This is a genomic window from Streptomyces sp. NPDC007189 (assembly GCF_040703635.1).
In the GTDB taxonomy this organism is placed as follows: Bacteria; Actinomycetota; Actinomycetes; order Streptomycetales; family Streptomycetaceae; genus Streptomyces.
The window spans coordinates 260,977-282,336 of the sequence record NZ_JBEYEY010000009.1 but is presented as its reverse complement, the minus strand read 5'-3'; the positions used below and the strand labels follow the sequence as shown (position 1 = coordinate 282,336).

The 21,360-nt window shown below is 72.4% G+C and carries 12 protein-coding genes; 2 read left to right on the top strand and 10 right to left on the bottom strand.

Annotated elements, in window-relative coordinates; all coding sequences use genetic code 11:
- The first annotated feature begins 64 nt into the window (after positions 1-64).
- Positions 65-2,104 (top strand): glycoside hydrolase family 31 protein, encoded by a 2,040-nt coding sequence (locus AB0950_RS20760; RefSeq protein WP_360572633.1) that lies wholly within the window; start codon positions 65-67, stop codon positions 2,102-2,104.
- 59 nt (positions 2,105-2,163) lie between these two features.
- Here AB0950_RS20760 and AB0950_RS20755 read toward each other — a convergent pair whose 3' ends face one another.
- The 7 genes from AB0950_RS20755 to AB0950_RS20725 all read right to left on the bottom strand — a co-directional run bounded on the left by AB0950_RS20755 (position 2,164) and on the right by AB0950_RS20725 (position 13,130).
- Complete coding sequence (locus tag AB0950_RS20755) at positions 2,164-2,877, bottom strand: hypothetical protein (RefSeq protein WP_360152759.1); 714 nt, start codon at positions 2,875-2,877, stop codon at positions 2,164-2,166.
- 37 nt (positions 2,878-2,914) lie between these two features.
- Positions 2,915-5,119 (bottom strand): glycoside hydrolase N-terminal domain-containing protein, encoded by a 2,205-nt coding sequence (locus AB0950_RS20750; RefSeq protein ID WP_366779149.1) that lies wholly within the window; start codon positions 5,117-5,119, stop codon positions 2,915-2,917.
- A complete protein-coding gene (locus tag AB0950_RS20745) occupies positions 5,116-7,086 on the bottom strand; it encodes a beta-galactosidase (RefSeq protein ID WP_360152753.1) in 1,971 nt (656 codons plus the stop codon). Before AB0950_RS20745 ends, AB0950_RS20750 begins: the two co-directional genes overlap by 4 nt.
- Positions 7,083-9,260, bottom strand: coding sequence for a 1,4-beta-glucanase (locus tag AB0950_RS20740; protein WP_366779148.1), 2,178 nt, complete (start codon positions 9,258-9,260; stop codon positions 7,083-7,085). The genes AB0950_RS20745 and AB0950_RS20740 overlap by 4 nt, the downstream gene beginning before the upstream one ends.
- 153 nt (positions 9,261-9,413) lie before the next feature.
- Positions 9,414-10,349, bottom strand: a complete 936-nt coding sequence (locus AB0950_RS20735) for a carbohydrate ABC transporter permease (RefSeq protein ID WP_360152747.1) — start codon at positions 10,347-10,349, stop codon at positions 9,414-9,416.
- Positions 10,346-11,392: an ABC transporter permease subunit gene (locus tag AB0950_RS20730; RefSeq protein ID WP_360572640.1), complete on the bottom strand. Its 1,047-nt coding sequence runs from the start codon at positions 11,390-11,392 to the stop codon at positions 10,346-10,348. Before AB0950_RS20730 ends, AB0950_RS20735 begins: the two co-directional genes overlap by 4 nt.
- A 28-nt stretch (positions 11,393-11,420) precedes the next feature.
- A complete protein-coding gene (locus tag AB0950_RS20725; protein WP_366779147.1) occupies positions 11,421-13,130 on the bottom strand; it encodes an extracellular solute-binding protein in 1,710 nt (569 codons plus the stop codon).
- A 356-nt stretch (positions 13,131-13,486) separates the two neighbouring features.
- Here AB0950_RS20725 and AB0950_RS20720 point away from each other — a divergent pair, with 356 nt between their 5' ends.
- Entirely contained in the window at positions 13,487-16,330 is a 2,844-nt protein-coding gene (locus AB0950_RS20720; RefSeq protein WP_366779146.1) for a glycoside hydrolase family 3 C-terminal domain-containing protein, read from the top strand.
- Positions 16,331-16,434: 104 nt separating this feature from the next.
- On the opposite strand, the gene AB0950_RS20715 is transcribed toward AB0950_RS20720, so the two are convergent.
- From AB0950_RS20715 to AB0950_RS20705, 3 genes are all read right to left on the bottom strand, one after another.
- Positions 16,435-17,802: a S53 family peptidase gene (locus AB0950_RS20715; RefSeq protein ID WP_366779145.1), complete on the bottom strand. Its 1,368-nt coding sequence runs from the start codon at positions 17,800-17,802 to the stop codon at positions 16,435-16,437.
- A gap of 222 nt (positions 17,803-18,024) precedes the next feature.
- The gene (locus AB0950_RS20710; RefSeq protein WP_366779144.1) at positions 18,025-19,470 is read right to left on the bottom strand and encodes an aldehyde dehydrogenase family protein; all 1,446 of its coding nucleotides are present in this window, start codon (positions 19,468-19,470) and stop codon (positions 18,025-18,027) included.
- A gap of 141 nt (positions 19,471-19,611) precedes the next feature.
- Positions 19,612-21,264 (bottom strand): PucR family transcriptional regulator, encoded by a 1,653-nt coding sequence (locus AB0950_RS20705; protein ID WP_360152729.1) that lies wholly within the window; start codon positions 21,262-21,264, stop codon positions 19,612-19,614.
- Positions 21,265-21,360: the final 96 nt, after the last annotated feature.

The window sequence follows — 21,360 nt, the reverse complement described above, 5'->3', positions numbered from 1 at the left end:
CTCGCCCGGGGCACACCTCTGCCTGCTTTCCCTGTCCATGCACTCCGCACGTCAGGAGCACGCCGTGAACGAGCCCGCCGCAGCGCAGCCCGAGGTCAGCCTCGCCCAGTCCTCCCCCACCGTCGGCACCTTCCGCGAGCGGGACGGGGCGCTGGAGTGGAGCGGCCGTCAGGAGACGGTGCGGATCGAGCCGTGGGGCCCGGACGCGGTCCGGGTGCGCGCCCGGCTCGGCGGCCCGGTGCTCGAGGGACTCCCCGGGGCGCTCCTCGACTCCCCGCCGGCCCAGGACTGCACGGTCAAGGCCGGCGACGGCGAGGCGCTCCTGACGGTGGGCGCGCTGACCGTCGAGGTGAGCGCCGAGGGCGTGCTCCGCTTCCTGCGCACCGACGACGGCGGCGAACTGCTCGCCGAGGAGCGGGCCCACTTCTGGTGGCCGGGGCCGCGCCTGTACACGGCGGTCGGGGGCGGTCACCACCGCCTGGAGCAGCGTTTCGCCGCCTACGAGGGCGAGAGGCTGTACGGCCTCGGGCAGCACCAGCACGGGCGGCTCGACCAGAAGGGCCTGGTGGTGGACCTGGTGCAGCGCAACGCCGAGGTGAGCGTGCCGGTGCTGGTGTCCAGCCGGGGCTACACCCTGCTGTGGAACAACCCGGCGATCGGCCGGGTGGAGCTGGCCGGCAACGGCACCCGCTGGGTCGCCGACTCGGCCCGGCAGATCGACTACTGGATCACGGCGGGCGCCCCGGCCGACGGGCAGCGCGCCTACAGCGCGGTGACCGGGCGTGCGCCGATGCTGCCGGAGTGGGCGGCCGGCTTCTGGCAGTGCAAGCTGCGCTACCGCACCCAGGACGAACTCCTCGCCGTGGCACGGGAGTACAGGCGCCAGGGCCTGCCGCTGGCCGCGATCGTGTGCGACTTCTTCCACTGGACCCACCTCGGCGAGTGGAAGTTCGACCCGGCGGAGTGGCCCGACCCGGCGGCGATGGTTCGTGAGCTGGACGAACTGGGCGTCAAGCTGGTGGTGTCCGTGTGGCCGTCGGTGTCGCCGCTGTCGGAGAACCACGCGGTGATGGAGCAGCGCGGCTACTTCATCGGCACCCAGTACGGCCCGATGGCGCACGCCGACTGGCCGGACAAAGGCGTCGCCTCGACCGTCCAGGTGGCGTTCTACGACGCCACGAACCCGGAGGCCCGTGCCTTCGTCTGGTCGAAGGTCCGCGACAACTACCTTCTCCCGTACGGCATCACGGCGTTCTGGCTGGACGCCTGCGAGCCGGAGCTGAAGCCCGGCTTCGCGGAGAACCTGCGGTACTGGGCGGGCCCGGGCCCGCAGGTCGGCAACCTCTACCCGGCGGAGAACGCCCGCACCTTCCATGACGGGCTGCGCGCCGAGGGCGAGGAGGTCATCACCCTCAACCGCTCGGCCTGGGCGGGCAGTCAGCGCTACGGCGCGGCCCTGTGGTCCGGTGACATCGGCACCGACTTCGCGACGCTGCGCCGCCAGATCGCGGCCGGGCTGAACACCGCCCTGTCCGGCATCCCGTGGTGGAACACGGACATCGGCGGCTTCCACGGCGGAGACCCGCATGACGAGGCGTACCGCGAGGTCATGGTCCGCTGGTTCCAGTTCGGCGCGCTGTCCCCGCTGATGCGCCTGCACGGCTTCCGCGCCCCGGGCATGCCGCTGGGCCCGGAGATGACGGGCGGCCCGAACGAGGTGTGGTCGTACGGCGAGGAGGCCGGCGCGATCCTGGAGAAGTACCTGCGGCTGCGCGAGCGCCTGAAGCCGTACGTCCTTCACGTCATGCGCCAGGCCCACGAGGAGGGCCTGCCGGTGATGCGCCCGCTGTTCCTGGAGTTCCCCGACGACCAGGCCGCCTGGTCGGTGGACGACGCCTACCTCTTCGGCCGGGACCTGCTGGTCGCCCCGGTGCTGACGGCGGGGGCCACGGCCCGCACGGCGTACCTCCCGGCGGGCGCCCGCTGGACGGACGCGTGGACGGGTGAGACGTACGAGGGCGGTACGGCGGTCACCGTGGACGCGCCGCTGGACCGCATCCCGCTGTTCCTGCGGGACGGGGCGCAGCTGCCGATCGCGGAATGAGGACAAAAGGGGCCGGTCCCGTGCGGGACCGGCCCCCTATGCCTCGCCTTTCTGTCCGCTCAACTGCTGCTGACGCTCTCGCTGTTGACGGTGAAGTCCAGGCCGCCGGCGGAGGAGGTGATCTCGAAGCCGAACTGGAGGTCACCGATGGTCACGTCGCCGAACCAGCCCTTGGTGTCCTTGATCCACTTCAGGATCGGCAGGATGTTCACCGTGCCGGAGCCGGAGTTGGAGCTGCGGACGAAGGAGAAGACGTCGTTGGAGCCGTTGTTGCCCTTGTAGACGGTCCAGGTGGAGCCGCCGAGGGTGACCGTGCCCTGGGAGGTGCCGAGCGGGCCGACGGCGCCGGTCTTGTTGACCCAGAGCATGATCTCGTACTTGTAGTTCGTGTCCCAGATGTCGTACGCCGTCTCGTAGGCGCCGGACGACGGGACGGTGACGTTGTAGCTGCTGCTGAGCGACGACAGTGAGGTGACCGACTTGTTGATCACCTTCTTGGCGTTGGGGTAGGACTTGATGCCGCCGGTGTTGGGATGGTTGGCGTTGACGCCCCAGTTGGTGCCGGAGTTGGCCCAGATGCACTGGGTGCCGGCGCCGGAGCCCCAGATGTCGTTGTACAGGGTGTAGCCGTTCAGCGTGGTGCTGGCCCACTGGTCGCAGGAGGACCAGACGGCGGCGGAGGCGGGCGCCGAGGCGAGGCCGGCGGTGGCGCCGAGGGCGAGCGCCGGGGCGATCAGGGCCTTGGCGACCCTGCGGAGTGTGCTTGTTGCCATGGTGTCCCTTCCATGGGTGGGGGGATGGTGCGAGGGGTCACCGCGTCTCCAGGGTGAGGACGCGGTCTTCTCCGGCGACCAGGTCGAGCGGTCGGGTGCCGGAGGAAGTCCGCAGGTCGATGCGGTGGGTGCGGGTCGGCCTGAGGACGGCCCGGGCGCCGTTCGGGGTCCAGCTCAGGTCGAGCTCCGCGCCGAACCGGGTGCGCACGCCGTGCAGTTCGCCGTGCGGGCAGCCGTCCGGCACCGCGGGCAGCAGGACCAGCCGGTCCGGGGCGGACTGGACGAGCATCTCGATCAGGACGCCGGGCAGGGTGTGCGCGGCGTCCGCGTTGTAGACGTCCCGGTGGGGGTAGTGGGCGCTCATCAGGGAGGCGTGGAAGTAGTCGCCGTCGAGGACGTGGCGCAGGGCGCGTGCGGCCCGGTGGCGCGCGCCGAGGCGGGCGGCGACGAGGGCGTGGTGCAGATGGCCGTGGGCCGAGTGGTTCTCGGCGCCGCGCAGGTCGAGGGCGCGCCGGGCGGCCCTGGCGAGGCCGGGGGTGTCGTAGGGGGTGATCTCGTCCAGGGGCCAGACGCCGTAGAGGTGGCTGAGGTGGCGGTGGTCGTAGGTGTCCTCCAGGCCGGGCCAGGCCCATTCGGCCAGCGCGCCGTCCTGGTTGATCCGGTGCGGCGGCAGCCGGTCCGCCAACGCCCGCCATCGGTCGGCGTGTTCGGGGTGGTACTGGGCGGCGGTGAGCAGGGTGTGGCGGGCGGCGGAGAGGTCCATGGCGGCGTTGAGTGCGCCCCAGCCGCCGTTCGCGGGGCGGTTCTCGGGCGAGTAGGAGGGGACGGCCACGAGGTGGCCCGTGTCGTCGGTGCGGGTGAGGAAGTCCTCGTAGAACAGGGCCGTCTCGGCGAGCGCGGCGGCGGTGCGCGGATCGCGGGCGCCGCGGATCTCGTCGTGGTCGACCAGCGGCTTGAGCAGCCAGTCGGCGCCCGCCGTCCACAGGTGCAGCGGGTACTCGCGGCTGAAGTGGTACGTCAGCCCCGACTCGCCGTCGGTGTGCGAGGGCGCGACGGCGCCGCGGGCGCCGAAGATCGCGCGGGCGTTGGTCCGCCAGTCCGGCAGCTGCCGGGTCACGAAGGCGGCCAGCGCCTCGGTGACCTCGGGCAGGGCGGCGGCCGGTGCGGAGGCGGTCTGCAGGTTGAGGTTGGCGTTGGTGGTGAACGCGCCGGACCAGGCGGTGTCCCAGTCGCCGGTCCACAGCCCGGTGAGCCGGGGCGGGTTGAGGCCGCTGCTGCTCAGCAGGTGGTAGCGGCCGGCGGCGAAGAGCCGTTCCAGCAGGGCCGGGCTGTGCGGGCGCTTCAGCAGTTCGGAGCCGGGCAGGGCGCGCTCGGCCGGATCGGCGCCGAGGTCCAGCGTCACGCGCCGGTACGCGCTGCCGTGCCGCTCCAGGTGGCGGGCGAGGAGCGTGTCGTACGGCCGCCCGGTGGCGTGTCCGGTGCCGGTCAGGAGGTCCTGGAGCCGTCGGGCCTCGGCGGCCACGTCCACCTCGCCGGTGTGCCGGTGCACCCGGGTCAGGAGCAGGACCGTGCGGGCGCCGGTGACGCGGACGCCCGGCGGGAGGAGTTCGGTGCGGCCGCCGTCGGCGGCGACGAGGGTCACGCCGGTGTAGGCGCGGTCGCTGTCCGGGTAGCGGGCGCGCAGGCTGAGCAGGGCGCCCTCGGGGGTGAGCAGCGCGCCGTGGCCGACCCGGAGCCCGGCGGGCGCACCGGGCAGCCTGTGGTCCAGGCCGATGTCGAGGCCGGCGGCGGTGACCTCGTGCACGATCACGTCGTCGGCGCGGGAGACGAAGACCCGGCTGTGCCACTCGGCGCAGGCGGCCGTGACCTCACCGGTGGCGAAGTCGACGGCCCGGCGGTATCCGGGGCCGCAGCCGCCGGGCCTGCGCAGCCGTACCTGGAAGGCCGGATGGAAGGGCTGCACCCACTGCAGGGGGCGGCCGTCGGTGAAGTCCTCGGCGGCGGTGAGGTCCCCGGCGAGCAACCGGTCCTGAACCTGGGGCAGTTGGGCGGCCAGGCGGGGCGGCTCGGCGTACTCGCCGCCGTTGGGACGGACCAGGGTGTGGTGCGTGACGATGACCCGGTCGTCGTTCGGATCACCGGACACAAGGGCGCCGTGGTGGCCGTTCCCGGTCAGGAAGGCGTCCTCCCAGCGGCCGGCCGGGGCCGGTTCCCAGGTGCCGTGGCGCGGTCCGCCGCTCATGGCCGCAGCACCGCCACGCCGTAGCGGTCCAGGGTGACCGAACCGGTGACCCTTCCGCCGCCGAGCAGGTCCCTCGGGCTGCCCGGGACCTCCACGGTGACCGGCTCCCGCCCGTGGTTCAGCAGGAACAGCAGCTCGCCCCGGCGCACCGCCTCCACCCCGGCCGGCAGTCCCTCCAGCAGCGGTCGCACCCCGGCCTCGGCGGCGATGGAGGCGAGCAGCGCGCGCAGCGCCTCCGGCTCGGGCAGGGTGGAGACGTACCAGGCGCGGCCCCGGCGCAGCACGGCGGGCAGCCCGTCCAGCTCACCGCCCCGGTACGGCACGGTCTCGGCCGCGCCGGGCTCCGGCTCGATCTCCTCCGACCACAGGGTGCCGCGGAACCCCTCGCACTCCACGGTCTGCCCCGCCTCGAGCGGCCACCATTCGTGCAGCACGCGGATGCCGAACAGCTCGCGCAGCCGGGCGTCCATGCCGCCGGGCCTGACCCGGTCGTCCTCGTCGGCGACGCCGGTGAGGAAGCCGCAGACCAGGGCGCCGCCGCCGCGGACGTACGCCACGAGGTTGTCCAGGGCGGTGTCGGTGAGGAGGTACAGCTGCGGGACGACGACGAGCCGGTACCCGGACAGGTCGTCCTCCGGGTGGGCGAAGTCGCAGGCCAGCTGCGACTCCCAGAGCGCCCGGTGCCAGGCGGTGAGCACCTCGGGGTAATCCACCTCGGTGGACAGCCGCCCCTCGTGCGCACCGGCCCACCAGGAGTGCCAGTCGTGCAGGACGGCGATGTCGCTCACACTGTGCCGTCCGGCCACCTCCTCGCCCAAAGCGGCGAGTTCGGCGCCGAGCCGCCGTACCTCCTGATAGGTACGGCCCTGTTCCCCCGCGTGGCTGAGCATCCCCGAGTGGAACTTCTCGGCGCCCTGCCGGGACTGGCGCCACTGGAAGTAGCAGACGGCGTCGGCGCCGCGGGCGACGGCCTGGAAGGACCACAGCCGGTTCAGGCCGCGCGGCTTGGGATGGTTCACCCCGCGCCAGTTGACCGGTCCGGCCGCCTGCTCCATCAGCATCCACGGGCCGCGGGCCTGCGAGCGGGTGAGGTCCTGCACCAGGGCGGCGCGCTGCGCGGCCAGCGGATCGCGCGGATCGGGATACAGGTCGACGGAGACGACGTCCTCCTCCCGCGCCCAGCGCCAACCGTCCTGGCCGATCCACAGCGGCATGAAGTTGCTGGTCACCGGTGTGTGCGGGGTGTGCCGGCGGACGATGTCCCGTTCTGCGGTGAAGCACTCCAGGAGCATGTCGGAGGTGAAGCGGCGGAAGTCCAGCACCTGGGCGGGGTTCTTCAGGTAGTGCGCGTGGCGCGGCGGCAGGATGCCGTCCCAGGTGTCGTATCCCTGGCTCCAGAAGGCGGTGCCCCAGGCGGAGTTGAGGGCGTCGAGCGTGCCGTACCTCTCGCGGAGCCAGCGGCGGAAGGCGGCGGCGGCCTCGTCGCCGTAGTCGGCGGTGCAGTACTCGTTGTTGATGTGCCACATGGTGAGGGCGGGATGGCTGCCGTAGCGGGCGGCCAGGTCCTCGGTGATGGCGGCGGCGTAGCGCCGGTAGGTGGCGCTGGAGTGGGAGAAGTGCTGCCGGCCGCCCCACCCCTCGGTCCGCCCGTCGGCGTCGCGGGGCAGCGTGTCCGGGTGCAGCCGGCCCATCCACGGCGGCGGCGAGGCCGTCGGAGTGGCGAGGACGACCCCGATGCCGTGGGCGTGCAGGAGGTCCATCAGCCGGTCGAGCCAGCCGAACTCCCGTGCTCCCGGCTCCGGTTCGAGCTTCGCCCAGGAGAAGACGCCGACCGTGACGGAGGTGACCGACGCCTCCTTCATCAGCCGTACGTCGTCCTGCCAGGTCTCCTCCGGCCACTGCTCGGGGTTGTAGTCGCCGCCGAAGAGGATGCGGCCCCGGGTGGCGTCGGCGAGGGCCGGGGTCATGCCGGGTCCCCGTACTGAATGCCGCGTCCGTTGGTGGCGAGGTACACCCGGCCGTGGAGGCGCGGATCGCCGGTGACGGCCTGCCCGGTCCAGCCCCATTGGTGGGCGTCGTCGTTGATGCGGCTCCAGGTCCTCGCCTGGTCGTCGGAGCGGTACACGGCGGTGACGGTGCCGGTGGCGCCGACGAGGTAGACCGCCGGGTAGTCGGCGCCCGGGGCGGCCTTGCCGAAGCCGACGGTGTGGGCGGCCCAGGCGCTGCCCACCTTGCCGAACGTGGCGCCGCCGTCGGTGGACCGGTACAGCCCGTTCCCCTTGGCGCTCAGCCACAGGTCCCCGCTGCGTCCGGGCGCGGCGGCGAGCTGGTACTGGCTGTCCCCGGCGGGCAACCCGGTCGCGCGGGCGGCGAAGGTACGGCCGCCGTCGGTGCTGGCGTGCAGGGTGCCGCCGGCGGTGTCGTAGGCGTAGAAGGTCCCCGGATCGACCGGGTCGGCGACCGGAGTGGCGCCCTTCGGGTACGAGGCCACCTCGGCCCAGCTCGCCCCGCCGTCCGCCGAGCGGTGGGCCGGGTGGGCGGTGCCGTCCCCGGCCACGAAGGTCCACAGCAGGACACCGGCGTCGGCGCTGACGGCGATGGGCCCCGGGGCGTCCTTGGCGAGCTCGGGCTGGCCGGCGAAGGGCGCCCAGGTCCGCCCGCCGTCGGTGGAGAAGGCGCCGTTGCCGTGATCGCCCCATCCGGTGCGCACGACGTACGACGGCCGCGCCGCGGCCTGCGCGAGTCCGGTCGCCGTGCCGAAGACGGGGTCGGTGGCCATGCCGCGCGCCGGGGAGGCGGTGAGCCGGTCGTGGTACAGCACGCCGATGTCCCCGTTCGCGCTGAGCAGATGGGCCTCACCGACCGGCGGAGAGAGGAGCAGACGGACCGAGGTCTCCTCCAGGCCGCGGATCACCGGGGTCCAGGTGCGCAGGTCCCGGGTGCCGTAGACGGTGGCGCCGGTGCCGTGGAGGATGTGCTCCGGGTCGTACGGGTCGACGGCGACGGCCTGGATCCACCAGCCGAACTTGGGCTCGGCCTCCCCCCACTTCAGGTAGGGCGTCTCGGAGACGTCCAGGACGGCGGTGTCCTTCAGCGAGACCCAGCTGCGGCCGCCGTCGGTGCTCCGGTACAGGGTGTCCACCGCGGACCAGCGGTTGTTGGTGGAGACGACGACGGTGCCGGGGCGGTGGGCGGCCACGGCGACGCCGCCGTACCCGAAGGTGTCGGCGTCCTGCGGGGCGGCCGGGGTGACGTCGGTCCAGGCGCCGGTGGTGACGTCCAGCTTGTGCACGCTGCCGTCGGTCTGGCCGTTGGGTCCGGGCGCGTTCGCGTACGTCACGTACAGCTCACGGGCGTGCCGGTCGTAGGCGGCGCGGATCGGCACCTTGGCCGAGACACCGCCGGGCTGTCCGGGTACGGGCTCCCAGGCGGTGCCGTCGGTCGTGCGGTACAGGTGGGGGGCGGTGCCGTCCGCGTCGCCCCAGCCCGCGTAGACGGCGCGCCCCGCGGCGACGAGGAGGGTGACGCCCTGGCCGGTGGCGGTGGGAGCGGGCGGAAAACCGGTGTCCGTCTCCCAAGTTTCCCCTCTGTCGCCGGACTTGAGGAGCCCGTCATGCCGGGTGCCGAGCCAGAGGGTGTCGCTGTCGCGGGGGTCGACGAGGAGGCGTTCGCCGGTGCCGCGGCCGTCCTCGTTCGCGCCCAGTTTCACCGCCAGGTCGGTACGGGCCCAGGTGGCGCCGCGGTCCTCCGAGCGCAGGACGGCTCCGTTGCCGGCCCAGGGCTGGGCGTAGGTGCCGAGGGCGAGATACAGGCGGTCGGGGTGCGCCGGGTCGACGGCCATCGCCTCCACGCCGAGCAGGTTCCAGTCGTCCCAGCCGAGGTGGTCGGTGAGGGGGATCCAGCGGGCGGCGCGGGCGTCCCAGCGGTAGGCGCCGCCGATGTCCGTGCGGGCGTAGGCGAGGCCGGGGATGGTGGGGTGGAAGAGGATGCCGGTGACGAAGCCGGTGCCGCCGATGACTGCGTTGCGCCAACGGTACGTTTCTTGTGCCGGGGCGGCCGCGTAGGCGCCGGTGGGGAGGGTGAGCAGGGCGGCGGTGGCGGCAGTGGCCGTCAGGACGGTTCTGCGGGTGGGTCTGGGCATGGGGTACCTCGGTGGGGGTGGGTGTGGTGGGTGGTCCGGGGTTGGTGACGCAGGGCAGCTGCAACCCCCTAGGGGCGCGGGGAACTGCGCGAACGGCCACGACGCACCCGCAGCCGCCCGATCACAGCGCGCCCCGAGCTATCAGGCGCCCCGTCAGCCCTTCACCGCTCCGGTCAGCATCCCCTTCTTGAAATGTTTCTGGACGAACGGGGACAGGACGGCCACCGGCAGCAGGGCCATCACCATGACCGCCATCTGGACGGCGAGGCCGGACAGTTCGCCCGTCTTGATGGCCTGGCCCAGCCCCACCGGCGCCTGCTGTTTCTGGACGAGCTGGATCATGACGTTCTGCAGCGGCATCTTGTCCTGGTCGTTGAGGTACAGGGAGGCGTTGAACCAGGCGCTCCAGTACCCGACGGCGTAGAACAGCGTGATGACGGCCAGCACCGCACGGGACAGCGGCATCACGATCTGCCAGAGGATCCGGAAGTCCCCGGCGCCGTCGATGCGCGCGCTGTCGACGAGTTCCTGCGAGATGCCCATGAAGAACCCGCGCAGGACGAGGATGTTGAAGACGCTGACCGCGCTCGGCAGGATCAGCGCGAGGTAGCTGTCCATCAGGCCCAGGGACTGGACCAGCAGGTACGTCGGTATGAGGCCCGCGCTGAAGAACATCGTGGCCAGCAGCAGCATCAGGAACCAGCGGTGGCCGAGCGAGCCGATGCGCGAGAGGCCGTAGGCGCACAGCACCGACACGGTCATCGAGAACAGCGTGCCGACGAGGGTGACGAGGACGCTGATGACCGCGGCCCGGGTGACCTGCCCGCCGCTGAGCAGTTCCCGGTACGCGACGAACGTGACGCCCCTGGGGATCATGACCAGGCCGCCCGCCCGGTCGATGGTCTGCCGGGAGGACAGGCTGGTGACGACCACGATCCACAGCGGGAAGAGGATGCCGAGGCAGGCCAGGGTGAGGACCAGGCCCTTGCCGGCGAGGCCGGCTCGGCTCGGCGGCTCCTCCCACACCGGGCGGGGCGGCGCGGCCCACCGGGACTGCCGTACGGGCGGCTCGTCGATGACGGCGGTCATTTCTTGTACACCCCCTGCTCGCCCATGAGATGGGCCACCTTGTTCGCGGCGAGGACCAGTGCGAGGCTGACCACGCCCTTGATCAGACCGGCGGCGGCCGCGTAGCCGAAGTCCTGGTTGCGTACGCCGTTCCACCACACGAAGGTGTCGAGGACCTCGGCGGCGCCGGGTCCGACGGCGTCGCGCTGGAGCAGGATCTGCTCGAAGCCGACGGTCAGGGCGTCGCCGACGCGCAGCACCAGCAGCAGTGCGATCACCGGGCGCAGCGCGGGCAGCGTGACGTGCCACATGCGGCGCCGGCGGCCGGCGCCGTCCATCGCGGCGGCCTCGTACAGGTCGGGGCTCACCGAGGCCAGCGCGGCCAGGAAGATGATGATCCCCCAGCCCGCGTCCTTCCAGACGCCCTCGGCGGTGACGAGGAACTTGAAGGTGGACGGGTCGGTCATGATGTCCAGCCCGTCGTACCCGTGCCTGCGCAGCAGCTGGGACAGGACGCCCGCGCCGCCGAAGAGCTGCTGGAAGACGGCGATGACCAGCACCCAGGAGAAGAAGTGCGGGAGGTACAGCACTGCCTGGGCGACCGCCCGCACCCGGGGCCGTACGACGCTGTTGATGAGCAGCGCGAGCAGGATCGGGACCGGGAAGAACAGCACGAGCTGGAGGAAGAACAGCACGAGGGTGTTCTGGACGGCGTTCCAGAAGGCCGAGTCGGCGAAGATCTGCTGGAAGTTCTCCAGGCCGACCCAGGGGCTGTGCAGCATCGAGACGATGCCGTTGTCGCTGACGTACGGGTCGTAGTCCTGGAAGGCGACGATGTTGCCGAGGACCGGCAGGTAGGTGAAGACCAGGATCAGCAGGATCGCCGGCAGGGTCATCAGGATCAGGGCGCGGTCGCGTCTGAGTCTCAGGCGCAGGCTCAGCTTCCCGGTCGTCGCCTTCTTGCGGCTCCTGCGGGCTGCGCCGGCGCCGTCCGGTGCCGGCGGGGTCCCGCTCGCCCTGTCGTCCGCCTCGGCCCTGCTCCGAGGCACCGTGCTGTGGGACACGGTCGTCTCCTTGCCTCAGTGCCTCGCCTCAGCCTGCCGCCGTGCCGTTCTCGTCGAGGAGCTTCTTGTACCAGTCGCGCAGTTGGTCGCCGCCCTTGCTCTTCCAGTCGGAGACGGCCTGCTGCATGTCGCTGATCTTCTTGCGGCCGCGGGTGATGTCGTCCTCGAGCTGCTCGAAGTCGTTGCCGAGGTTGGTGAAGCGGGACGGCTCGGTGATCATCTGGCCGTAGAAGCTGGACTTCCTGGTGAAGGCGCCCATCCGCTGCTGCCATTGGACCTGGGCCCTGGCCACGTCGGGGAAGTCGGGGTGGGCGATGGTGGCGGCGGGGCTCGCGATCATGACGTAGGCGTTCAGGACCTCGTTGTTGCCCTGCGTGGTCTTGACGGGCACGCCGTCCTTGACGGTGTAGTCCGCGCCCTCGACGCCGTAGTTGGTGGCCATGTACTCCTTGGTGCCGTACGGCGCGGCGGTGACGTCGGCGACGGCGAGCGCGTCGCGGATCACGGACTCCGGGGCCTTTTTGTTGATGAAGGCGAAGATGCCGGCGGGCTGTTCGGCCCACAGCCGGGGGTCGCCGCCGTCGTGGCCGAAGACGTCCATGCCCCAGATCTTGAACCGCGGGTTCTGGGCGGCCTGTTCGGCGGTGCGGCTCCACCACTGGGTGATGTTGTTGGGGTAGATGAGGAACTCGCCCGCCGCGAACTTGGGGCCGGGGTCGGGGGCGTTCTTGCCCATCTTCGCGTCGGGGTGGACGACACCGGCGGCGAACAGCTTGCGCGTCCACTCCAGTGCCTCGAGGTATTCCTCGGTCTCGATGCGGTTGACCAGCTTGCCGTCGACGAGGTTCCAGCCGAGCGGCTTCTCGCTGCCGGAGAGCACGCCGAAGGCCTGGAAGGCGGTCCACTTCATGTCCAGGCAGGCCCAGCGCTTGGCCTTGGCGTTGGTGATCTCCTTGGCGAGGGCCATGAACTCGTCCGCGGAGCGCGGGATCTGGTAGCCCTCCTTGTCGAAGACGTCCTTGCGGTAGAGGGGCACGATGCCGGTGACGTACGGCGAGGGCTGCGGCAGGCCGCGCAGCTTGCCGCCGATGATGCAGCGCCGCCAGGCGTCGGTGGGGATGGCGGCGAGGTTCGGGTAGTCCTTGACGCGGTCGCCCGACAGGTACGGCCCGAGGTCGGCGAACTTGCTGATGATGGCGGTGGGGATCTTGCCGCCCATGTTCCAGCTGGGGACGACCACGACGTCGGGGACGTCGCTGGAGGCGAGGACGGCGCCGAGTTTCTGGTCGTAGGTGTTGCCGTCCTGGTTCTGCCAGACCACGTCGGCGCCGATGAGGTCGTTCATCGCCCGGTAGTAGGCGTTGTCCTGCTGGGGCGGGGTGCCCCAGAACGGCGACATGACGGTGACCTTGCCGCCCTTGCCGAGCTTCTTGGGCACCGACGTCTTCAGGGTGGCCAGGTCGAGCTTGCCGGTGAAGCCGATCGCCGAGCCGTTCTTCGCGGGGATGTCCGGGGTCACCACGTCGCGGGGCACGTACGACGGCAGCAGCTTGCCCGCGTTCTTGCCCGACGAGGAGCCCCCGCCCGACCCGCTGTCCGACGCACCGCAGGCGGTGAGCAGCGGCGTCCCCCCGGCGACCGCCGCGGCGGCGACCGCGGTGGAGGCGAGGAAGCTCCTCCGGCTGGGCGAGCTTCTCCGGCTGGGCGCGGAGGCGGGGAAGGCGGCGTTCGGCGTCATTGCGTCAACCCTTCATGGCGCACCAGGACACCCGGCGGTGGCCGTCGGCTGCGGTGTCTTCAGTGGATCTGGCTGAGCGGAAAACGCGCTTCGACGAAGGCGGAAGCGGATCACAGCGGGCGTCGAAGCGCTTCGATGTTGCTGCGAGGTTAAGTGAACGGTTGGGGGCGCACAAGGGTCGCTTCCAAGATTCCCCGAATGTTCGGCGGGCCGTCCCAGTGGTCCATACCCCTTGGCAAGTCGGCGGCTTCCGCGCCGACTTCCGGTCTGGCACCTTGACACCCCACCTTCTTCCCGCTGAGCATCGAAGCGCTTCGAAAGCGTCCTCGCCGCTCGCTCCGCTGGGGGAACCACTCGTGACCGTTGACCCACCGTCCACGCCGCCTTTCCGTGACTCGCGGCTGCCGTTCGCGAAGCGCGTCGACGACCTTCTGTCGCGGCTCACCCTCGACGAGAAGATCTCCTTCCTGCACCAGTTCGCCCCCGCCGTTCAGCGCCTGGGCATCGCCGCCTTCCGCACCGGCCAGGAGGCCCTGCACGGCGTCGCGTGGATGGGTCCGGCGACGGTGTTCCCGCAGGCCGTGGGCCTCGGCGCGACCTGGAATCCGGAGCTGGTGCGCCGGGTCGGCGAGGCGGTGTCGAAGGAGGCGCGCGCGATGCGGGCCCGGGACGAGCGGGTCGGCCTCAACGTCTGGGCGCCGACGGTCAATCTGCTGCGGCATCCGCTGTGGGGCCGCAACGAGGAGGGCTACTCCGAGGACCCCCGGCTGACCTCGGCGATCGCCACCGCGTACACCCGGGGCCTGCGCGGCGACCACCCGGTGTACTGGCGCACGGCCCCGGTCCTCAAGCACTGGCTGGCCCACAACAACGAGACGGACCGGGCCACCTGCTCCGTCTCCGTCCGCCCGCGCGTGCTGCACGAGTACGATCTGCTCGCCTTCAAGGGGGCGGTGCAGGCAGGGGCGGTGGCCGGGGTGATGCCAGCCTACAACCTGGTCAACGGCCGCCCCAACCACCTCTCCCCCTACCTGCGCGAGCACCTGCGCACCTGGACGGACGAGGAGCTGCTGGTCTGCTCGGACGCGGGCGCGCCCTCCAACCTGGTGGACGCCGAGCACTACTTCGCCACCCACGAGGAGGCCACCGCGGCCGCCCTGCTCGCCGGCGTGGACAGCTTCACCGACCACGGCACGGACTCCTCGCCGATCGTCGGACGGCTGAAAAACGCTTACGCGCAAGGCCTGTTGACGGAGGCCGACATCGACGCGGCCGTACGCCGTCAGCTCTCCGTCCGGTTCCGGCTCGGCGAGTTCGACCCGCACGAGGACCCGCACGCCGGCACGGGCGCGTTCGACACCCCGGCGCACCGGGCGCTCGCCCAGGAGGCCGCCGAGCAGGCGGTCGTGCTGCTGAAGAACGACGAGGGCCTGCTGCCCCTGGCCGCCGGCGCCCGGATCGCGGTGGTCGGCCTGCTCGCCGACGAGTGCAAGCTCGACTGGTACAGCGGCAGTCTCCTGCATCGCTCCACTCCCCTGGAGGGCCTGTACGAGCGGTTCGGCGCGGACCGCGTGGAGTTCGCGGAGGGCGTGGACCGGGTGCGGCTGCGCACCGCCGCCGGTGCCTTCCTGCATGTCCCGGTCTCGGACGCGCCGGACGAGGTGCGCGGCGCGGAGGGCGCCCTGGACCCGGCGCTGCTGTCCGGCCGCACCGATCTGCCGCCGCTCGCCGTGGATCCCGTGGGCACCGAGTTCGCGTTGGTGGACTGGGGCGAGGGCGTGCTGACGCTGCGCGCGCCCGACGGCCGTTATCTCTCGGTCGCCGAGGACGGCCGGGTGCGTGCCGCCGCCGACCAGCCCGGCGGCTGGGTGGTCCAGGAGACGTTCCGCCTCGCACCGCACGGCACCGGCCACCTCCTCACCCACCTGGGCACGGGCCGCCCTCTCCGGGTCGCCGCCGACGGGGTGCGGGTTGCCGGGGACGGCGAGACCGGTGACGTCTTCGAGGTGATCACCGTCGAGCGGGGCGAGGAGGCGGTGACCCGGGCGGCACAGCGGGCGGACGTCGTCGTGGTCGTCGCGGGCAACGACCCGCACATCAACGGGCGGGAGACCGAGGACCGTACGACCCTTCAGCTGCCCGCGCACCAGCAGCGGCTGCTGCACGCGGCCTGCGCCGCCAACCCGCACACGGTGCTGGTCCTGACGTCGTCCTATCCGTACGCGCTGGACGTGACCCGGCTGCCGGCGGTGCTGTGGACCGCGCACGGCGGCCAGGCGGCGGGCACGGCGCTGGCCCGGGTCCTCGCCGGGGACGTCTCACCGGCCGGCCGCCTCCCGCAGACCTGGTACGCCTCCGACGCCGACCTGCCCGACCTGCTCGACTACGACGTGATCGGCAGCCGCCAGACGTACCTGTACTTCGAGGGCGCCCCGCTCTTCCCCTTCGGCCACGGGCTGTCGTACACCTCCTTCTCGTACGACGGCCTCACGGCCGGTGTCGAGGAGGGCTCACTGCTCGTGTCCTGCGCGGTGACGAACACCGGGGACCGGGCGGCGGACGAGGTGGTGCAGGTCTACGGGCGGGCCGCCGAGCCGTCGGTGGTCCGCCCGCGCCGCCAGCTGCTCGCCGGCCGCCGGCTCACGCTCGCCCCCGGCGAGACGGCCACCGTCGCGTTCGAAGTCCCGCTGTCCGAGCTGGAGTTCTGGGACGTGGCCCAGGGCGGCCCGCGACTGGAGGGCGGCCCCTACGACCTGCTGGTGGGCGCGTCCAGCGAGGACATCCGGCTGCGGACGACCGTGCGCCTCGACGGCACTGCCCCGGCACGGCGCCCGGTGGTCCGGCGGGGCCTCGCGGCGGCCGACTTCGACGAGCAGTCCGGAGCCGCGATCGTGGACCGGACGAAGACGGCGGGCGACGCGGTGACGCCGGAGCACGGCACGACGGCCGAACTGGTCTACCGCGCCTGCGACTTCGGCACGGGGGTCAGCGAGGTGACGGCGCAGGTGGCCGGCGAGGGCGTCCTGGAGGTGTCCCTGGACGGCGGCCCGGTGCAGGCCGCGCTCACCCTGGACGCCCCCACCGCCGGCGTCTACGCCTACACCGCCCTCGGCGCCCGCCTCGTCGCCGACGGCGTCCACGACGTCCGCCTCAGGCTGCGCGGCCCGCTGCGGCTCGCGCACGTCGGCTTCTCCGGTTGAGGGTCCGGGGACGACCGACGACACGAGGGGCCCGGCACCGTCAGGCAGCGGTGCCGGGCCCCTCTGTGGCGGGCGGCCTCGCGCCCCGCCTACTTGGTGTCGTCCTAGTGGACGGGCTGCTTGGCCAGGGCCGGGACGAAGCGCAGGGCGTCCAGCGTGCCCACACCCGTCGCCATGTCGTAGCCGTTCACGGCCTTGTAGCCCTTGACGCCCTCGTAGCTGTTGTCGGTGCCGTCGTTGACGTCGACGACGCCCGGGTTCTTCTGCTTCAGCAGCGTGTACAGGGCCGTGTTGATGGTGCCCAGACGGTGCCCTGCCGCCTGGTCGGCGAGGGCGACGACGCCCGAGAAGAGCGGGCTGGCCTCGCTGGTGCCGCCGGAGACGTCCCAGCCGGTGGCGGTCGGGTCGAAGCTGGAGTAGACCCAGGCGCCGCCGTCGACCGCGGCGGCCATCGAGATGTCCGGGGTGCCGCGCCGGGTGCCGACGGTCTTCTTCACGCCGTCCTGGAAGCCGGGGCGGGCGAACACGTGGGACTGGCCGCCGCCGCCCGCGCCGTAGTCGTTGTAGACGCTGTCCGGCTTGACCCGCTGCCCCTTGTCGTTCAGGTGCAGCTGGGTGCCGCCGATGGAGGTGACCAACGGGTCGGACGACGGCCAGGAGTTGACGCGCTTGTCGTAGTACGTCTTGCCGTCCAGCTTCATGTCGGTGGCGCCGCCGTCACCGGAGGAGGCGAGCACCGTCACGTGCTTGCGGTGCGCGTCCTCGAAGGCGTAGCGCAGCTTCTTGATGCTGGAGAAGTCGCCCTTGCCGAAGCCGGGGAAGGTGTTCTCGGTGGCGCCGAAGCTCTGGCTGATGACGTCGCCGACGCCGTGGTCGATCAGGTACTTCTCGGCGGACATCATCTCCGGCAGACCGGTGGTGCCCTCGGTCTCGGAGACCGCGGTCTCCACCAGGACGATCTTCGCGCCGGGTGCGACGGCGTGGGCCATCTCGACGTCCAGCGTGGTCTCGCCGGCCCAGCCGGTCATGTCGGAGTTCTTGGGGTCGAACTTCGGGACGTGCCCCCACTTGACGACGTCGACCTTGGTGCCGGGCAGTCCGAACTGCTTGCTGTAGACGTCCAGGTCGTGCTGGACGGTCGGGGACCCGAAGGAGTCGACGATGACGATCGTGCGGCCCTTGCCCGTGATGCCCTTCTTGTACAGCGGGTTCAGGTTGTACGCGGTGCGGTACTGCAGCGGGTTGTAGCAGTTGATGTGCCACTTCGCCTGGCACTGCGCGATGGGCAGCGGGCTGGCCACGCCGTGGACGAGGGTGTGCCCCGCGATGGCCGGCTGCGCGAAGGTGTGCGGCACGCCGGCGGGCGCGGCGGTGGTGGCGCCGGCCTGGGAGGTGGCCGCCAGAGCGGCGGCGACGAGCGCGGCGGTGGCTGCGGACGCCGCGACGCCGCGCCCGGTACGGGCTATGAGCATGTGTTCCCCTGACAGATCCGTTACGTCCTGAGCCGGACGAAGTGGTCAGGCGCATCCCATCGGGTGAGTCATGGACAGAACAAGACGCAGGGGCACACTCTTGAACAGCCGATATCAAATCCTTTACCGGGCAGCAGAAATGAGGGAAACGAGGGAAACAGAAACGGCCGCAGCCCCCGCACAGTGGGCTGCGGCCGTTCCGTCCGACCTGTCCGTGGCAGGTCAGAGCGCGAGACCGGTGAGTACCAGCACGCGCTCGTAGGTGTAGTCCTCCATCGCGAACCGCACGCCTTCGCGGCCCACGCCGGACTGCTTGGCGCCGCCGTACGGCATCTGGTCGGCGCGGTAGGACGGGACGTCGCCGATCACCACGCCGCCGACCTCGAGGGCGCGGTGGGCGCGGAAGGCGGCCTGCAGGTCGTGGGTGAACACGCCCGCCTGGAGGCCGTACTTGGAGTCGTTGACCGCGGCGAACGCCTCGGCCTCGCCGTCCACCTTCTGCACGGTGAGGACCGGCCCGAAGACCTCCTCGCAGGCCAGCGTCACGTGCGCCGGTACGTCGGTGAGGACGGTCGGCGCGTAGGAGGCGCCGTCGCGGTCGCCACCGGTGAGCAGCGTGGCGCCGGCCTCGACGGCCTCCTTCACCCAGGACTCGACGCGCTGGGCGGCGTCCTCGCTGACCAGCGGGCCGACATCGGTCTTGGGGTCGGACGGGTCGCCGGTGACCTGTGCCTCGACGGCGGCGACGACGCGCGGCAGCAGGCGGTCGTACACCGAGGCGTCGGCGATCACACGCTGCACGGAGATGCAGGACTGCCCGCCCTGGTAGTTGGAGAAGGTCGCGATGCGGGTCGCGGCCCAGTCCAGGTCCTCGTCGCTGGCGTAGTCGGCGAGGACGACCGCGGCGCCGTTGCCGCCCAGCTCCAGGGTGCAGTGCTTGCGCGGCACCGAGTCCATGATCGCGTAGCCGACCTTGTCGGAGCCGGTGAAGGAGATGACCGGCAGCCGCTCGTCCTGGACGAGTGCGGGCATGCGGTCGTTCGGCACCGGCAGGATGCTCCAGGAGCCGGCCGGCAGCTCGGTCTCGGCCAGCAGCTCGCCGAGGATCAGGCCGGACAGCGGGGTGGCGGGGGCCGGCTTCAGGATGATCGGGGCGCCGACGGCGATCGCCGGGGCGACCTTGTGGGCGCACAGGTTCAGCGGGAAGTTGAACGGCGCGATGCCGAGCACGACGCCCTTCGGGAAGCGCCGGGTGAGGGCCAGCCGGCCCTGGCCGCCGGCGTCGGTGTCGAGGCGCTGGGCCTCGCCGCCGTTGAACCGCCGGGCCTCCTCGGCGGCGAACCGGAACACCGAGACGGCGCGGCCGACCTCACCGCGGGCCCACTTGACGGGCTTGCCGTTCTCGGCGGAGATCAGCTGGGCGATCTCCTCGGCGCGCTCGGCCAGCCGCTTGCTGACGTGGTCCAGGGCGGCGGCGCGCACGTGCGCCGGGGTGGCGGCGAACTCGTCCCGCACGGCGTACGCGGCGGCCACGGCCTCCTCGACCTGGGCGTCGGACGGCACGCTGACGGCGCCGACGAGCCGGCCGTCCCACGGGGAGGTGACGTCGAAGGTGTCCTCGCCGGAGACCTGGCGGCCGGCGAGCCAGAAGGCGTGGGTGGAAGTCATAGGTGAGTCCCGGCCCTTCCGCGTTGGAGGTGTGCTTGGCTTGCGAGGTCCACGGTAGGGCGGGGACGGCCGGGGGTCGTTTGTCCGAGTCGTAGCAGTGGGCGGACCGCCCACTACTGTTTGGACTACTGGACGCCTGCGCTACTCCGTGCCGGTCGCCTTCAGCGCGAGCCACAGCTCCATCCGCACGTCCGGGTCGTCCAGGGACCGGCCGAGGATCTCCTCGACCCGCCGCATCCGGTAGCGCAGCGTGTGCCGGTGCACGCCCAGGTCCGCGGCGGCCGCGTCCCACTGCCCGTGCCGGGACAGCCACGCCCGCAGCGAGGCGACGAGATCCCCGCGCCCGGTCGCGTCGTGCTCGTGCAACGCCCGCAGCAGCCCGTCCGCGAACGCCTTCACCGCGTCGTCGGCCAGCAGCGGCAGCACGGACCCCGCGGCCAGCTGCTCGTGCTCCACCAGGACCCGCCCCCGGCGCCGCGCCACCGACAGCGCCTGCTCGGCCTGCTTGTAGGCCGCGGCGGCGGCGATCGGCCCGGCCGGCGCGGACAGGCCGACGACCAGCTCGTCCTCGTCTCCCCCGGCCTGCTCCGGTACGGCCCTGGCCGCCTCCAGTGCCGCCGCGTGCCGCGTGCAGGCGGCCACCGCCGCGCCCCCGTCGGCGGCGAGCACCACCAGCCGTTCGCCCTCGGGCACGACCAGGACGGCCTCGCCGGAGCGCGCGGCGGCGGACTCCACGCTCTCCGTCAGCGCGCCGAGCGGATCCCCGCCCGCGTCGGCGCCGGTGTGCCCGGCGCCGCCCGGGGTGCGCGCGTGTGCGTGGGCCTCGGCGTGCGCCCGGGCGGCCGGGCCGGACACCGCCTCGGCGACGATCATCCGGAACGGCGCGTCGAGCAGTCCGCCGTACAGGTCGCCGGCGACGGCGCGGGCGTGGTCGGGCTCCCCGGCGAGGAGCATGCGCAGCACCGCGGTGCCGATGCGCTGTTCGGCCGCGTGCAGGGAGCGGGAGCGTTCGGTGGTGAGGGTGAGCAGGGCGATGGCAGAGTGCACGGCGTAGCGCTCGGCGGTGCCGAGGGACGCGGCGGTGCCGACGGCGAGCGCGGCGCGCGGCCGGCGCCCCGTGCCCAGGGAGTGCAGCTCGATCCGGTCCTCGTGGTCGGGTCCGCCGACGACGGAGGAGGCGGGCGCCGGCCGCTCCCGGAGCCGCTCGACGTCCGCCGTCAGCCGGGCGGCACGCCGGCCGGCCCACTCGGGCGCGGCGGCGACGACGGCGCCGGACGCGTCGTACAGCGCGGCCCACCCGTCGACCTGGGCCGCGAGCGCCCCGAGCAGGCCCTCGGGACCGGCGCCCAGGGCCTGCTTGGTCAGCTCGCGCTGGGCGGCGAAGCCCGCGGTGACGGCACGGTACTGGTCGGCGGCGATCGCGGCGGAGACGGCCTTGCTGATGGCGAGGAAGGGGGTGCGGCGGGGCACCTCCAGCAGCGGCAGCCCTTCCTCCGCGCAGGCCTCGACGAGCGCGGCGGGGGTCTGCTCGTAGTTGACCCCCACGGCGAACCCGAGCCCGACGACGCCCGCGCCGGCCAGCCGCTTCACGTACCGCCGCATGGCCTCGCGATCCTCCGCGTCCAGCTTCAGCGCGGTGATCAGCAGCAGCTCGCCGCCCTCCATGTACGGCACGGGGTCGGCCAGCTCGCTGACGTGCGCCCAGCGGACGGGCACGTCGAGACGGTCCTCGCCCGCGCGCACGGTCAGCTTCAGCGCGGAGTGGTGGACGAGCGAGGCGAGGGTCAGGGGCATGGGGCCTTCACGGTGAGGGAGATCGAGGCGGCCGGGGCCGGGGCATCCGGCCGACCGAACCGATTCTTTGGCCGCCGCGTATGAACGGCCTCCCTC

Bases quoted from the DNA above. Each gene is read 5' to 3' on its own strand.
- AB0950_RS20735 (WP_360152747.1), bottom strand. From the start codon at position 10,349: ATGACCGCCGTCATCGACGAGCCGCCCGTACGGCAGTCCCGGTGGGCC.
- AB0950_RS20755 (WP_360152759.1), bottom strand. From the start codon at position 2,877: ATGGCAACAAGCACACTCCGCAGGGTCGCCAAGGCCCTGATCGCCCCG.
- AB0950_RS20745 (WP_360152753.1), bottom strand. From the start codon at position 7,086: ATGACCCCGGCCCTCGCCGACGCCACCCGGGGCCGCATCCTCTTCGGC.
- AB0950_RS20715 (WP_366779145.1), bottom strand. From the start codon at position 17,802: ATGCTCATAGCCCGTACCGGGCGCGGCGTCGCGGCGTCCGCAGCCACC.
- AB0950_RS20725 (WP_366779147.1), bottom strand. From the start codon at position 13,130: ATGACGCCGAACGCCGCCTTCCCCGCCTCCGCGCCCAGCCGGAGAAGC.
- AB0950_RS20740 (WP_366779148.1), bottom strand. From the start codon at position 9,260: ATGCCCAGACCCACCCGCAGAACCGTCCTGACGGCCACTGCCGCCACC.
- AB0950_RS20750 (WP_366779149.1), bottom strand. From the start codon at position 5,119: ATGAGCGGCGGACCGCGCCACGGCACCTGGGAACCGGCCCCGGCCGGC.
- AB0950_RS20710 (WP_366779144.1), bottom strand. From the start codon at position 19,470: ATGACTTCCACCCACGCCTTCTGGCTCGCCGGCCGCCAGGTCTCCGGC.
- AB0950_RS20705 (WP_360152729.1), bottom strand. From the start codon at position 21,264: ATGCCCCTGACCCTCGCCTCGCTCGTCCACCACTCCGCGCTGAAGCTG.